This is a genomic window from Caldicellulosiruptor bescii DSM 6725 (assembly GCF_000022325.1).
Classification (GTDB): domain Bacteria; phylum Bacillota; class Thermoanaerobacteria; order Caldicellulosiruptorales; family Caldicellulosiruptoraceae; genus Caldicellulosiruptor; species Caldicellulosiruptor bescii.
This window is the reverse complement of the sequence record NC_012034.1, coordinates 794297-810477: the sequence shown is the minus strand read 5'-3', so window position 1 is coordinate 810477 and position 16181 is coordinate 794297. Positions and strand designations below refer to the sequence as shown.

12 protein-coding genes are annotated in these 16181 nt (G+C 34.4%); 2 read left to right on the top strand and 10 right to left on the bottom strand.

What is annotated here, in order from left to right; all coding sequences use genetic code 11:
* Window positions 1–214: 214 nt before the first annotated feature.
* The 4 genes from ATHE_RS03575 to ATHE_RS03560 form a co-directional block, all read right to left on the bottom strand.
* Window positions 215–1564: a WG repeat-containing protein gene (locus tag ATHE_RS03575; RefSeq protein WP_015907274.1), complete on the bottom strand. Its 1350-nt coding sequence runs from the start codon at window positions 1562–1564 to the stop codon at window positions 215–217.
* An 81-nt stretch (window positions 1565–1645) separates the two neighbouring features.
* The gene (locus tag ATHE_RS03570) at window positions 1646–2902 is read right to left on the bottom strand and encodes a DUF4163 domain-containing protein (RefSeq protein WP_015907273.1); all 1257 of its coding nucleotides are present in this window, start codon (window positions 2900–2902) and stop codon (window positions 1646–1648) included.
* Between the two features lie 41 nt (window positions 2903–2943).
* A complete protein-coding gene (locus ATHE_RS03565; RefSeq protein ID WP_015907272.1) occupies window positions 2944–4074 on the bottom strand; it encodes a hypothetical protein in 1131 nt (376 codons plus the stop codon).
* Between the two features lie 5 nt (window positions 4075–4079).
* A complete protein-coding gene (locus ATHE_RS03560; protein WP_015907271.1) occupies window positions 4080–5630 on the bottom strand; it encodes a zinc ribbon domain-containing protein in 1551 nt (516 codons plus the stop codon).
* Between the two features lie 217 nt (window positions 5631–5847).
* Between ATHE_RS03560 and ATHE_RS03555 the strand changes: the two genes are divergently transcribed.
* Window positions 5848–6699 carry an NPCBM/NEW2 domain-containing protein gene (locus tag ATHE_RS03555; protein ID WP_015907270.1) on the top strand — a complete coding sequence of 284 codons (852 nt, stop codon included), beginning with the start codon at window positions 5848–5850 and terminating at the stop codon, window positions 6697–6699.
* 72 nt (window positions 6700–6771) lie between these two features.
* Here ATHE_RS03555 and rpoD read toward each other — a convergent pair whose 3' ends face one another.
* From rpoD to tig, 6 genes are all read right to left on the bottom strand, one after another.
* Window positions 6772–7842 (bottom strand): RNA polymerase sigma factor RpoD, encoded by a 1071-nt coding sequence (gene rpoD, locus ATHE_RS03550; protein WP_041727339.1) that lies wholly within the window; start codon window positions 7840–7842, stop codon window positions 6772–6774.
* Between the two features lie 186 nt (window positions 7843–8028).
* On the bottom strand, window positions 8029–9882 hold the full coding sequence (gene dnaG / locus ATHE_RS03545) for a DNA primase (RefSeq protein WP_015907268.1): 1854 nt from the start codon (window positions 9880–9882) through the stop codon (window positions 8029–8031).
* A complete protein-coding gene (locus tag ATHE_RS03540; RefSeq protein WP_015907267.1) occupies window positions 9879–10883 on the bottom strand; it encodes a deoxyguanosinetriphosphate triphosphohydrolase in 1005 nt (334 codons plus the stop codon). The genes dnaG and ATHE_RS03540 overlap by 4 nt, the downstream gene beginning before the upstream one ends.
* 191 nt (window positions 10884–11074) lie before the next feature.
* Window positions 11075–12376 (bottom strand): ATP-dependent Clp protease ATP-binding subunit ClpX, encoded by a 1302-nt coding sequence (gene clpX / locus ATHE_RS03535; protein WP_015907266.1) that lies wholly within the window; start codon window positions 12374–12376, stop codon window positions 11075–11077.
* 29 nt (window positions 12377–12405) lie between these two features.
* On the bottom strand, window positions 12406–12993 hold the full coding sequence (clpP, locus tag ATHE_RS03530; RefSeq protein ID WP_013430845.1) for an ATP-dependent Clp endopeptidase proteolytic subunit ClpP: 588 nt from the start codon (window positions 12991–12993) through the stop codon (window positions 12406–12408).
* 71 nt (window positions 12994–13064) lie between these two features.
* Complete coding sequence (tig, locus tag ATHE_RS03525) at window positions 13065–14381, bottom strand: trigger factor (protein WP_015907265.1); 1317 nt, start codon at window positions 14379–14381, stop codon at window positions 13065–13067.
* Between the two features lie 272 nt (window positions 14382–14653).
* Between tig and ATHE_RS03520 the strand changes: the two genes are divergently transcribed.
* Complete coding sequence (locus ATHE_RS03520) at window positions 14654–16138, top strand: L-fucose/L-arabinose isomerase family protein (RefSeq protein ID WP_015907264.1); 1485 nt, start codon at window positions 14654–14656, stop codon at window positions 16136–16138.
* Window positions 16139–16181: the final 43 nt, after the last annotated feature.

The window sequence follows — 16181 nt, the reverse complement described above, 5'->3', positions numbered from 1 at the left end:
TGCTGAATCCTAAAATAATCGTATTCCTTAGAACAGATATTATTAAAAATATCAGTAACAATTTCATCTTTAATTTTCTGTAAAATCATACTTTTCTCACCTCAGATTCCATTTATAAACTACAAATATTTGCTACCACATTTCCGCTCTTAATTACATAAATCTATTTATATCATAATTGCACCTCCGTTCGGCAAATAATTATATGGAAATCTTAGTTTTTCTCTTTCAATACCACGTTCTTTAATGCAATAAATCCTACAAGGTTATTTTTATCAATATGAGCAAAGCCATTCATAAACCCACTTGCTACGTCATAATTAGGTTCAACAATCCATTTCCCATTTTTATCAATATATCCATATTTTCTATTTTTACAAACTGCAGCTAAACCATTTGTAAAAGTATATATAGCACTGCAATATATTATAGGTTCATCAAATTGAGGCTTAATTATAAAATTACCTTTTTTGTCAATAAAACCCCATTTACCTTTCAATTTTACAGCAGCTACTCCCTCTGAAAAACTATAAGCTTTTTCAAACTGAGGTTTTATAGTAAAATCACCTTTATAATTAATAAAACCCCATTTACCATTTAACTTAGCTGCTGCTAAACCTTCTGAAAATAATAACATATCTTCATAAACTGGATTGATTATAAAATCTCCTTTCTTATTTATATATCCATATTTTCCATTGTAGCAAACTAAGGCAATATTTTTATCAAACTCAAGAGCATATTCAAATTTTGGTTGAATAACTACTCCACCTTTTTCATTTATATATCCAAACTTGTTATTCACTCTTATTCTTGCTAACCCATTCTTGAAAATTTTATCATAGTAAATGTTACCAATAAACCCTGCTAAAAAATCATATTTTGGTTCTATAACATATTTGCCATTTCTATCTATAAAGCCATACTTTGTATTTTTTTGTGCATCTAAAATTGCAACAGCAGCAACACCTTTTGAAAATTCATAAGCTACATAATATTTGGGTGATATTATTATTTTTCCACTCTTATCTATATAGCCAAATTTTCCATTTAGCTGTATTACAGCTCTGTCCTCAAAAAAATTACCCGCACTTTCGAATTGAGGCTCAATCACTATTTCACCTTTTTTGTTTATATACCCCCATTTTTTATCTTTTTCTACTGGTGCTAAACCCTCGCTGAAGCTTCCAACATAGTCAAAATCCAAACTTAAAATGATATTACCTTTTTTGTCTATAACTTTCCATTTTCCTTTTTCCTTAACTACTGCTATACCTTCAGAAAAACTATGGGCTTCTTCGAAATTAGGTTTTATTATAATATTGCCTTTCATATCCAAGTATCCATGTTTATTATCTTCGCTTATAAAAACAGCTAACCCTTCTGAAAATGGATATATATATTTAAACTTAGGTTCTATTATAATTAGATTGTCTTTAACATTCACATTTTGCTTACTATAAACTCCAATTGTATTAAGTACTAAAATTAACACCATAATTGCTACAATCAATTTGATAGACTCATTATTTTCCCTGTTCAAAATTTTTACTTTATTCCACATTAATCCTGCCTCCCTAAATTGTTTTGGATTTGAAGCTAACAATTAAGCACAACCTAATATCCAACTCTGTTTAACATGTTTCTACAACCCTTTTTTCTTTATCAATATATAGCTCACCTCTGAGTTTTTTTCCTCTGTCTTGGACTCAATATATAATTCCACATCTTCACCAACTTCATATGATACTAAATAGCTTCCCCACTCTTCATCAATCCCTTCACCATTTTTCTTTATCTCTTTAATTTTCCCTATCTTTTCATCCACATCTGAAAGAGAACTTTTAATGGAAATACCAAAAAGCTTTATATTATTCCCAGCTATAATAGAATTAACAGTTGCCATAGATATATTTTCCCAATTTTCAACTGAATCAAAAGTAAAACTAAATGTTAGCCCACTTTTAGTTTCATATAAAAAACCACCCTCAGACGAATAAACTTCTATTGGTAAACCAAATTCTTTCCTTACATTCCCTAAGTTCATGCTCAATAACCTTTTTATTGTACTATAGTCTTTTAAATCAAAATCTGCATTTACACCCTTTTGCTCAAGTTCATCTAATCCAAACCAAAATTTTACAACCCCGCTTGAATATGGTCCAATTTTATAAGGTTCAAAACAAATTAAATAACCTTTGTTTTTAAATATCATATCATCAAAAAAGTCTTTTTGATAAGAATTACTAAAATCCTCTTTACCCCCAAGCTCTTCACTGAATGGGTCAAATAAATCTTTAGATATTGTTCTTTCAATGTTTACATAATTTTGAATTAACTTCTTTTGTTCATTATTTAATAAACTTTCAAGTCTTATATTATCTCCTGTTTCTAAGTTAAATGTAAAACTTTCTAAATGTGTCATTCCATGTGCTCCGCCAGTATATGAATATTCTTCGAACAAAAAAGAAATGTACGGTGAAACACTTTTATCCCATTCACATTTTATAGCAAGTATATATGGATAAAAACTTGAGTTATCTTCTGGACTCTCAGTTATCTTTTTTATATCTTCTATTCGTTGATCAATATATTCTCTGAGAAAAGAATTTATTTTATCACTGACTTCTTGTTTTAATCCACTACCAGTAATTTTAGGAACATAAATATCTATTTCGTACCTTTCTGTAGTTTGATATATCCTTTCAAATACAACATCCCATGTAGGCTTGCTTGTAGCTTTATTATCACTTAAATACTTAATGGCCTGATTTGATTTTTGTAGAGTTGAAGTATTGACTTTACTTATACTTTCTTTTTTTGTTTTAAACACTGAACATCCAGTAATTGACAACAACAAAAGAATAAATATACAAACTATTACCATTCTACCTTTTATCATATTCACAAATCACCTCTATGCCAAACTAAAAAAATCTTAATTTACCTAACCCTATAAAATTCATAACTACCTTTGCCTGAACCAGGAATAGGCTCCAATATCAATTTATTGCCCTCAACTTTGTAATAATACCCTTCTTTTCCAGTTAATATTCCTGTAAGATATAACTTATTCCCATTTATCTCCCAATTTCCACCTAACCAATAATAATTAGCCTTAAATGTTCCATCTGAGTTGAATGTAATAGTATCTTTATCATCTGACCAGGTACCAATAATGCTATTTGAACTAAAACTTGTCGTACCAACTCCTCCTGAGCCTACCATTCCATTAGCTAAGGCAAACATGACTATTGCCACTACAATAATACATACAATATACGTTGTTGCAGTGATGTAAAGCGCTGTAGTATCTTTATTTTGTGATAAAGTCCTAATTGACCAAAAGTTAAGAATTGTATTTGTGATAATACCAAAAATACCTAATAAAATTACAAGCCATATAGCAATAAACTGCAATAACAGATTTAACAATACTATCCATACAATTGGAATAAGGCTTACTCCAACCGCACCTAATACAGCTTTAAAATCTACACTTTCTTTAATTATCATAAACGCTAACTTGATAGTACCGCAATATAGAAGATATAAAAGAAACAAAATTATGAAGTTATATAAAAAGGCTCTAAAGGATGAATAAGAGGACAAAAGACCTGATATTCCTGTAAAATCTTCAATTAACTTTATACCCCTCCCCGCTAAAACAAGATTTTGAATAGAAACAAATATAAAAGTGAGAATGGCAAACAAAATGCCTGCTTTATAGTCATTGTTCTGTATAACCTTTGAAATAAAAACAAATGGATTTTTCAAAAATGCCCAAGCAAATTTTATTGTAAGATAGCAATACTGAACTGCTGAGTTAATTACATCATTTAGGGTTGAAGTATTAGTAGATTCCTTTTTCTTTTCTTCAGCGGTATTCACAGTCTGCTCAATGTTTTCGCTTTTAACATCCTCACTAACTTTCGCAGTATTTTGAGTATCATTCAATACTTCACCGCTTGTAACTTGATTGCCAGTTGTTTGACTCACCATCGTTTGATTTGTTTGGCAAATGCAAACCTCACCTTCCTGAAGTTCTCTACCACAATACGGACAATTTATCATTTCAATCACACACTCCCTAATTTGTATTCTTTAACCTTGCCATCTTCTGGCCAGTCATAAAACCAGGGAGCCTCTATTCCGACAATAATAAAGTTCTTTGCATTTTCACCCCATACAAGCGTGTAAACCTGTGCAGTTACTTTTTCAGGAATATCTTGTGGTGGAGTCTCGTCTTGGAAATATACTGCATCTTTGTAGTAAATTTTTGCAGTAATTTTTAATGTTATTTTTCCTTCTTCGTCTTTAAACAATTGTAATGTTCCAAAGTTGAACTCAGTTTTTGTTACCTTGCCTGTAAACTTTTGGTTGTTAGCTTTTAAATCTTGAATTCTGCTTGTAAAAACTTGTTTTAACTCATCAGAAATATGCAAAAACTTATTCGGATCATGAGATGTCATAGCAGTTCTGTAAGACTTTTCGAAATCATTTATAACAGAAGCAACCTTTTCGAATGTCGAATTATTAGTATCATCGTTTGAAAGTGTATTTGGAATTGTAACGCTATTTGACCAGCTGCCAAGTTTTACAGAAGTTGTTCTCACTTCACCCCATGGAAGTTTTATTTTTGCACTAAACTCACTTTCGTCACTTATAGGTCCAAATTCAGACGCATCTTTTACCAAAACACCGGTTGGCTTACCGTTTAAAATAATCTCCGCATCTTCAAAATTTGAGTTTAATTTTACATAGCGTGGATAAAGATTTATTTCAGCTGTGTATTGGTTAGAGTTGCTGAAATCTGGGCTGTAAATTTTTTCTTCATAAACCTTTTCTAAATTGCAATATGGTCCTTTATACTCGACTTTAATCTTGTATATTCCAGCAACCAGTGGACCTATTGAAATTTCCTGAGATGGGTCTGAAACTGAAGCAATGTTTTTACCATTTAAAAATATTTTTGCATCTTTTGTATCACACTTCACTTTTAAAAAGTAATTTTTTGCTGCAATCTTATATTTCGTGAAGAAAATCAAGCCCTTGCCTGTAGGTTTTAAAAGAAAATCATTAGAATAATCTTGAGTTGAGAAAAGATCAGATAAAATATCAGTTAGAGATCTATTCTTTTTATCTGAAGATGAATTTGAAATTGATTGAATTGCTTCATCTAATGCTTTAAAAACACCGTTTATGTATTCAGGCTTTGTCTGACACAACTCCAAGAAGGCCTTTAGATTATCTTGGGAAACTTGTTCATTTGTCTCATGAATAAGTATCTGTGAAAGCTTTTTTGTGTCTTTATTTTTAACAGCTTCCTTGAATTCATTCACAACCCTTTGGGGAGAATATATTGACTTTCCAATTACTACAAACAATATTAAGAACACCAGGAAACCTATAATTCCGTAAAGCCACGGTAAAAGTTTTCTGTCAAATTTAAATTTTATGCTTGGAACTATAAATTCTTTTGTTTGGCCATCAAAGTATTTTTCTAAGAAGAACTCTCTCTTTGTCCTTTGCAAATTACTCAAAATCTTTGACTCTAAGCTCTCTCCACACTGACTACATACTTTCTGCCCCTTTTCAATTGTAGCACCACACTTGGGACAGTAAAGCAACTTTTTCCCCTCCCATCATAACTCTTTAATATAACTCGACACAATTCGACATTATTCGACAAATTATATACTTTTAAGGTGTAATCTTGATTTAATTATAATTTTTCTCGTATATAAATACAAGAGCTTATTTATCTCAAAATATGGTTGACATTAAGTTTTTCGTTTTGTGTATTAAATAAAAAGTACAAAATCATTTACAGGGAGGTTGAGGAAATTGAAAAAGCACATCTCAGTATTTATAATCATACTTGCTGTTATCTTTTGTTTTGTTGCAGTTGCGTCATCTCCAACAAATTATAAGACCATGTACGAAAAACTTTTGAAAGATTACAATTCTCTAAAAACTCAATATGATAAGCTAAAAAAAGAAAATGCTAATCTTCAAGCAAAGGTGAATGAATTCAGCAAAAAGGCAGCAACAAGCACAGTTTATGAGTATCAAAGAGATATTATCCTAAATGGAGCAACACTCAAATACAAAGTTCCATTTATTAACTACAAAGGAATGAGATTTGTTCATCTTGACTCTATTCTTTACTGTTTCTACAACAAAAACATTGCGCCTTGGAAAATTGATGACAACAAAAAAGCATTGGTTATTGGACCTAATTTAACACCAAATGGAGGCATCTTTTTGACTGATTTGCCATTAAGCGACTATTATTCAATAGACTTTAATCCAGTTTCTAATTCAAATGAGGTCACAATATTAGGCGCAACAAAGGGCAAAAATACTGTGTGGCGAGCATATAACACACAATGGTGGGATGAAAATGATAGTAAAAGATATACTTTTGTTCAATATAAACTCAATGGAGATTACAAAAAGTTAAATCTAACCCTTGGGCTTGACGATGATACAGATGTCGGTGGAAGTGGTGTTTTCAAAATTTATTTAGATGGTGAAAAGAGATATGAAAGCCCAATTGCGAAGGGTGAAAAACCTAAAAATGTATCATTAGAAGTTGTAGGAGAAAATACATTAAAAATTGAATTTTATATAAATAAACACTACAGAGATCTTCAAGCCTTTCCTGTCGTTGTTGATGCAGTACTATATAAATAAATTGTAAAATCGATGAACCCTGTAACAAAAGCAGGGACTATCTGCTCAAAAGTAGTCCCTGCTTTTTTATTACTATTCCAAAAAATCCTTAAGCTTCTTACTCCTGCTCGGATGTCTGAGTTTTCTCAAAGCCTTTGCCTCAATTTGACGAATTCTTTCACGTGTCACGTTGAATTCTTTTCCAACTTCTTCTAAAGTACGTGCTCTACCATCTTCAAGCCCAAATCTGAGTTTTAAAACCTTTTTTTCACGTTCATTTAATGAATCTAACACCTCTAAAAGCTGCTCTTTGAGCATTGAATATGCCGCTGCTTCAGATGGTGCAAGAGCATCATCATCAGGGATAAAGTCTCCCAAGTGGCTGTCTTCTTCCTCACCGATTGGTGTCTCCAACGATACAGGCTCCTGGGCAATCTTTAGAATCTCCCGCACCTTTTCAACTGGCATGTTCATCTCTTTTGCAATCTCTTCAGGCGTTGGTTCTCTTCCCTTTTCCTGTAAAAGCTGACGTGATACCCTAACTAACTTGTTTATTGTCTCAACCATGTGAACAGGAATTCTTATAGTTCTTGCTTGGTCAGCTATAGCTCTTGTGATTGCTTGGCGAATCCACCAGGTTGCATATGTTGAAAATTTATAACCTTTTCTGTAGTCAAACTTCTCAACTGCTTTTAAAAGTCCTAAATTTCCTTCCTGGATGAGGTCCAAAAACAACATTCCACGTCCAACATACCTTTTTGCAATACTTACAACAAGCCTTAAGTTTGCTTCTGCAAGCCTCTTTTTAGCCTCTTCATCGCCCTGTTCAATCCTCTTTGCAAGTTCAATCTCCTCTTCAGGGGTCAAAAGTGGAATCTTGCCAATTTCCTTCAAATACATTCTAACAGGGTCATCTATAGCAATACCTTCAGGTAGATTTTCCAAGTCGTCTTTTAAGAGCTCCTCCTCTGATACTCTGTCGTCAACAACGTCAATTCCCATGCTCTCTAAGGTATCGTAGATGTTTTCAACCTGGCTTGCGTCAAGCTCTACCTTGTCAAGAATCTCCTGTATCTCAGAATATGTCAGAAAACCTTTGCTCTGACCAAGTGAGATAAGTTCTCTGACCTTCTCTCTTATAAGTGTCTTCTTTTCTTCACTCATTTTTTTACCATCTGATTTACTTTCTGTGCTCTTTTTTGTAGACTGCTTTTCTTGATTTTCATTTTTCTGTGATGCAAGCAATTGTTTTTCAGTTTCTTGCTGGTGTTCGTTTTCACTATTTTTATTTGTATTTTTGTCATTGAGGTTTTTTACCTCATTGTTTTCCATGTTCTGCTCTGTCATCCCTTAAATTCCCTCCTTTCTGTCTTTGATTTTTCTAATTAGCATTTGTAACTCCAATACCTTTTCAGTATCTCCTCTCTTTTGCGCCTCCAACATCTCACGTTTTAACCATAACATTCTATTATTGTTTGTTTTCAGTTCTTCTATCGCTCTCTTGGCAGCTTCTTCTGTTTCGAATCCTTTTGAGGAAAAGCTTGTAAGTTCTGATAATATTTTTTCGTCATTAACAAAGGTCAAAAGCATTGAATAGGTCAATTCCATCCCCTCATTAATTAAGTTTTTTATTGAACTGAAAAGCATTTTTATATCCTCGGTGCAAAAATCATCTTCGGCAACAGCATTTCTTATGCTTTCTGACTTGTTAGCCCATTCCACATAGATAGATAAAAGGTCTATATCATTTTTTTTGATTCTCTCTTCTTCTGTTAAGTTACTTTTTTGCTGAACTTGTTTAAAATGTTGAATACTTTCCAAGCGTTTTAGTTTTATGTTTTCATTTTTGGTAAATTCCTTTAATATTGCTTCTTCATCAATTTGTGTAAGTTGCGATAACTTTCTTATATATTCCTGCCTCTCAACCTCATTTGTAATCGGCATCAAAATCTTTTCAAAGTATTCTCGTACAAATCTGAACTTTTGGTCTGATTTTGATAAATCATAGTTGGAAGAAAGCTGCTTTACTTTGAAATCTATTGCAAACATAGCATTTTGTTTCTTTAGTAAAAACGCATCCTTTCCAAACTTTTTTATATACTCGTCAGGGTCTTTGGCATTTTCAAGCTCCATAACCTTTACTATAAGCCCATTTTGGTAAAGTATATCAGCACTTCTAAATGTAGCATTTCTTCCTGCCTGGTCACTATCTAAGCAAAGAACAACCTCATTTTTGTACCTGCGCAGAAGAAAACTATGGTCTTGTGTAAGTGCTGTGCCCAAAACTCCCACAACATTGTCTATACCTTCTTGATGAAGAGAAATGACATCCATATACCCCTCAACAATTACAAAATCTTTTTCTTTGCTTGATTTTGCAATGTTAAGACCATATAAAACCTTCGATTTTGAAAATATAAGAGTATCGGGTGAATTCATGTATTTAGGTGCTTGGGAGTCCTCAATTATACGACCACCAAACCCAATTACTCTGTTCATTGTATCGAATATAGGAAAAATGAGCCTGCCTTCGAATCTACAATAATTCTTTCCATTTCTCTCAATAAAAATTCCACTTTTATCAATAATCTCTTTAGAATACTTTCTTGAAAGCATCTCATACAAGTTGTTATCCTCAGGGCAAAATCCAAGTCCGAACTGCTTTGCAGTTTCTTTTCTTATCCCCCTTTTCAAAACATACCTTGCAGCATCCATGTTTTCTCTTAAATATAACTGCCTCTGAAAATATTCCAAACAATCATTGTGAAGAGAAATAAGCTCTTCTTTTTGTTTTGCTAATACTTTATCTTTTGACGACTGAGTTTGAGAAAAATCTACATCAATCTTAGCCTTTCCTGCTAAAACCTTAAGTGCCTCTGTGAAAGTTAAATTTTCTATTCGCATTACAAAATGGATAGCATTACCACCAACTCCACATCCAAAACAGTGAAATATCTGTTTTGCCGGTGAGACATAAAAAGAGGGTGTTCTCTCTTGATGAAAAGGACAAAGCGCTCTGAAGTTCACTCCTACTTTTTTAAGCGGTACATACATTGAGACAACATCAACAATGTCGACTTTGCTTAGAACCTGTTCTACAACTCTTTCCAGCACATCATGTTCACCTTCGCGTTTTTTTAAACAATTTAATTTTATTTCGACACATTTTTTAAAATACCTTTTAGCATTTTTAATAAAAATCAAAGCTTGTTCCATGGTGACGGTAAGAATAATTCATAAAACTTTCGCATAGCATACCTGTCTGTCATTCCAGCTATATAGTCAACTATTACCTGTTCCTTTCCAAATCTGTCGATATTCTTTTTCACATCGTCAGGTAAGACGTCACAGTTCGACATAAAATATTCATAGAGAGCTTGTATAATATATTTGGCTTTACTTTCATCCTTTTTTGCTTCAGAACCAATATACACATTTTCAAACATGAAACTTCGTAAAGTCTGCATAGCATAAAAAACATCTTCACTCATGGAGATTTCTGGCTTGTCCATACTATTTTTTATTATATCCCTAATTAATGTATTAATTCTCTCTCTCTTAGAATATCCCAGTATTTTAAGACAGTCTTTTGGCAGGTCATCTTCCTTCAATATACCTGCTCTTATTGCGTCGTCAATGTCATGGTTGATGTATGCAATCCTGTCTGCAAACTGGACAACTCTGCCCTCCAAAGTGGCAGGTGTCCTTCCCCACACATGATTCAAAATCCCGTCTCTGACCTCAAACGTGAGGTTAAGACCATCTTCACCTTCCAAAAAATCAACAACCCGCAAGCTCTGAACGTTGTGTGAAAATCCAGTTGTGGTTATTTTATTTAAGATATCCTCACCTGCATGGCCAAAGGGTGTGTGACCCAAATCATGACCAAGTGCTATTGCCTCTGTCAAATCTTCGTTGAGCCTCAGAGCTCTTGCAATTGTCCTTGCAATTTGTGCAACCTCCAAAGCGTGTGTGAGCCTTGTTCTGTAATGGTCACCTTCTGGAGATATGAACACCTGGGTTTTGTGTTTTAGCCTCCTGAAAGACTTGGAATGTATTATTCTATCTCTATCTCTTTGAAACTCTGTTCTCACATCGCATTTCTGTTCTTGCTTTTGTCTTCCTTTTGTATTTTTTGAAAGCATTGCATAGGGAGAAAGAATCTTTTCTTCTAAATTTTCTTGATACTCTCTTATTTTAAGCAAAACCTCTCACCGAACCTTTTATAAGGCCAAGTTTATACTTGTTTTATTTATACCAAACTTATTATAATATCTAAATTCTCTACAAACTCAAATTTCCCTTCTTGGAAATGAAAAATTCAAAAAGAAGAAGGCTGGCATTTTCATCCAGCCTTCCATTCCAATTGTCAGTTTCTACATTTCAGATTTTTGTGTTATGAAACATTTCCTCTTCTTTCCTGAAGTCGCTGTTTTAGTTTTGGTCTTTTCTGAGCTTTCTTGTTCTCATTTATTATTACAATAGGTTTGTCTTCTTTTAAAACGGCAGCTTTTGTAATAATAACCTTTTCTATCTTATCATTTGACGGAATCTCAAACATCACATCAAGCATAATCTCTTCCATTATAGCTCTAAGACCTCTTGCACCTGTGTTGCGCTCAATAGCCTTGTCAGCAATCGCTTCTAATGCATCTTTTTCAAACTCCAACTCAACACCATCCATTGCAAAGAGCTTTTGATACTGTTTTACAAGAGCATTTTTGGGCTCTGTTAGTATCTTTATCAGGGCTTCCTTGTCAAGTGCATCCAATGTAACTATTATAGGCACGCGTCCTATGAACTCTGGAATCATTCCAAACTTTAGAAGATCCTGAGGCATTATTTGTCTTAGTATATCCCCAATCTTTTTTTCTTTTTTGCTTTCAATCTTTGCATTAAAACCAAGTGTCTTTTCACCAATTCTCTTTTCAATTATCTTCTCAATACCCTCAAATGCACCGCCACAGATAAACAGGATGTTTGTTGTGTCTATCTGTATAAATTCCTGGTGCGGATGTTTTCTCCCACCCTGTGGTGGAACAGAAGCAATAGTCCCTTCCAATATTTTGAGCAGGGCCTGCTGAACACCTTCGCCTGAAACATCTCTTGTGATAGAAGGATTGTCAGACTTTCTTGCAATCTTGTCAATTTCATCTATATAGATTATACCACGCTCTGCTCTTTCAATATCATAGTCAGCATTCTGTATGAGCCTGAGCAAGATATTTTCAACGTCTTCACCAACATAACCTGCCTCTGTCAAAGTTGTTGCATCAGCTATTGCAAACGGGACATTTAACATCTTTGCAAGAGTCTGAGCAAGGTATGTTTTACCAGACCCTGTTGGTCCAAGCATCAAGATGTTGCTCTTTTGAAGTTCAACATCGTCTTTTTTAGTGTTGTGGTAGTATATCCTCTTGTAATGGTTATATACAGCCACAGACAAAATCTTTTTTGCGTGGTCCTGACCAACAACGTATTGGTCTAAAAACTCTTTTATCTCCTTTGGAGTTGGAAGTCTGTCGTCAAACTCATTGTATTCTTCTTCTTCAAAATCTTCTGAGATTATTTCAGAGCAAAGTTCAATACACTCATCACAGATATAAACGCCAGGACCAGCAACAAGTCGTCTTACTTCATCCTGTGACTTCCCACAGAATGAACATCTTAGCTGTTTCTTCTCTTCAAACTTAGCCAATTTTGAATCACCTCAAATTAAAGAAGGATTTATGGGCGCCTTTCAATCACCTTGTCAATGATACCGTATTTTAATGCCTCTTCTGCTGTCATGAAAAAGTCACGGTCTGTATCACGTTCAATAACTTCTATTGGCTGACCAGTCCTCTCTGACAAAATTTTATTTATTCTATTTTTTATCTTCAAAATCCACTCTGCATGGATTTTTATATCTGTTGCCTGACCGCGAACACCACCAAGCGGCTGATGTATCATTATCTCGCTGTTTGGAAGGGCAAACCTCTTGCCTTTTGCACCTGCCGCAAGAAGAAATGCACCCATTGATGCTGCCAAACCAACACAGATTGTTGAAACATCAGGTTTTATATATTGCATTGTGTCATAGATTGCAAAGCCTGCTGTAACAGAGCCACCAGGTGAGTTTATATAAAGGTAAATGTCTTTGTCAGGGTCTTCAGCTTCTAAGAAGAGAAGCTGAGCAACTATAAGTGATGCAATATCGTCTGTAATCTCACCGCTCAAGATTACTATTCTATCTTTTAAAAGCCTTGAATATATGTCATATGCTCTCTCGCCACGGTTTGTCTGCTCTATAACTATTGGAACAAGTGCAGACATAATTTTTCCCTCCTTTATCCAAAAAACAATTTAGTAACACTAAAAATATTAATTCCATTCAACAATTCTGTTTAATTCTCTTGATTTTCACCTTGATTATCTTCACTTATAATTTTAGCATTTTCGTAAATAAAATCTATAGCCTTATTTAGGATTATACCCTCTTTTATATATTCAATATCATCTTCAGAAAGTCTTTCTTTGAGCTTATCAACTTCCAAATTATACATCTTTGCAAGTCTTTCAAGCTCTTTTTGAAGCTCTTCTTCTGTTGCCTGGATATTTTCTACCTTTGCAATCTTTTCCAAGATAAGGTTATTCCTTACAGCCTTCTCTGCTCTTTCTCTAAACTGGCTTCTAAATTCCTTGTCAGTCTTTCCTATAGCTTGCAGGTATCTCTCGTATGTCATGCCAAAGTACTGAAGGTTTCTTGCAACATCTTCAACATAATAATTTATCTGATTCTCAATCATTGGTTCGGGAATATCTATTGAAGTATTCTGGGCAATTTTTTCTAAGATTGCGTCTATCATCTCATCTTTTGCTCTTTTGTCATTTTTCTCTCTAATTCTGTTTCTAATATTTGCCTTCAGTTCTTCTAATGTCTCAAATTCACTGACATCTTTTGCAAACTCATCGTCAAGTTCAGGAAGCTCTTTCACCTTTATATCCTTCACTTTTACCTTGAAAGTTGCCTTTTTACCAGCAAGAGAAGGTTCTTGATAATCCTCTGGGAATGTTACCTCTATTTCCTTCTCCTCACCCTTGTTCATACCAATAAGCTGTTCTTCAAACCCTGGTATAAAAGTATTTGAACCTATTGTAAGTTCATAGTCCTTTGCTGAACCGCCATTTATAGGCTCACCATCTACAAAACCTTCAAAGTCAATTGTAACAATATCTCCGTTTTCAACCGGTCTTTCAACAGGAACAAACCTTGCATTTTCCTCTCTTAAGTGTTCAAGCTCATGTTCTACCTCTTCTTCAGCAACAGGATATTCAATCTTTGTGATTTCCACGCCTTTGTACTGGCCAAGCTCAAATTCAGGTTTTACATATACTTCAGCCTTGTATATGAAGCTCTTGCCTTTTCCAACCTGAACAATATCCACTTCTGGCCTTGAGACAACTTCAAGTTTACTCTCTTCAATTACTTTTGGATATGTCTCATTTAAAACATAGTCAATAGCATCATCATAAAAAACCTCTTCGCCATAAGCTCTCTCTATTAAAGACCTTGGAGCCTTGCCAGGTCTGAAACCTGGAATTTTGAAATATTTTGCGTTTTTCAAATAAGACTTTTGAAGACCTTCTTCAAACTTTTCAGCCTCAACCTCAACCTCAATGATTGCCTTGTTTGTACCCTTTTTCTCAATCTTGAACTCCATTCTAATCCTCCCTCAAAAAGATTTATTTTAAATTTTTCATTGCTGTCACTCTAATAAAAAGTTATATTTTAACTATGATATTGTAGCATAAAAGTTTTTATTTTAAAAGTGGATTTTGAAAAGTTTGCTTCCCAACTTGTATGTGAACAATTTTTTGATTTTAACTGGAATATAATGGAATTATTTTATTGTATGCACAAGTTGAAAGGTATATAATTAAATTATAAAAACATTTCCGAATTTATAAGAACACTTGGGAGGGAATATTTAAGATGATTCAAAACATACCTGAAGTAAAACTTGGAATTGTGGCAGTTAGCAGAGACTGTTTTCCAATCACACTTTCTGAAAAAAGAAGAAAAGCGGTGGTTGAAGCGTGCAAACGTCTTGGCATTGACATCTTTGAAGCAAAGACAACAGTAGAAAATGAAAACGACGTTTTAAAAGCCTTAGACGAACTCAAATCAGCAGATGTAAATGCTCTTGTTGTGTATCTTGGAAACTTTGGCCCAGAAGGACCTGAAACAATGCTTGCACAAAAGTTCGACGGACCTTCTATGTTTGTCGCAGCAGCCGAAGAAACACAAGAAAATCTGTTTGATGGTCGCGGTGATGCTTACTGTGGTATGCTAAACGCTTCGTACAACATAGGTCTTAGAAAGCTCAATCCTTACATTCCTGAGTATCCTGTTGGAGATAGCAGCGAGGTTGCAAACATGATTGCCCATTTTGTAGATGTTGCAAGGGTTGTGATAGGAGTAAAGAACCTTAAAATCTTCAGTTTTGGACCACGTCCACAGGATTTTCTTGCTTGCAACGCACCAATAAAACCTCTTTATGACCTTGGCATAGAGATAATGGAAAACTCTGAGCTTGATCTGTTTGAGGCATTCAACAAACACAAAGACGACCCACGTATACCTGAGATTGTAAAACAAATGCAAGATGAGCTTGGCACTGGCAACAAACATCCAGGTATTTTGCCAAAGCTTGCTCAATATGAGCTCACTTTGATGGACTGGTATGAAAAATATCGTGGCAGCTGCAAGTTTGCAATATTTGCTAACAAGTGCTGGCCAGCTTTTCAGACACAGTTTGGGTTTGTTCCATGCTATGTAAACGCAAGGCTTGCATCAAGAGGTATTCCAGTTGCATGTGAGGTTGATATATACGGGGCACTGAGCGAATATATAGTGACACTTGCGACACAGCTTCCCGCAACAATCCTTGATATAAACAACACAGTGCCAAAAGATATGTACGAAGCAAACAAGGACAAGTTCAAAGATTACAAGCTAACAGACCTTTTCATGGGATTCCACTGTGGAAATACTCCAATTTGCCATATGAAATATGCAGAGATGAGATACCAGCTTATTATGCACAGACTTTTAGAACCTGACAAAGAACCCGACATCACACGCGGAACACTTGAAGGTACAATAAAACCTGGTGAAATAACAATATTCAGGCTTCAGTCAACAGCCGATTGTTTGCTCAGGTCGTACATTGCACAGGGTGAGGTAATTGACATTGACCCACGATCATTTGGTGGAATTGGTGTGTTTGCAATAAAAGAAATGGGAAGATTCTACAGATACGTTCTGATTCAAAAGAGATTCCCGCATCACACAGCAGTTGCATTCAAACATGTTGGGAAAGTTCTATTTGACGCAATGAAAATGCTGGGTGTTGATGACATATCTTTCAATCAACCAGCAAATATGCTCTACAAGGACGAAAATCCGTTTAAATAATGTGGATATAAAAAGGGCTGCAGCCGGTTTTATGTAACCTATC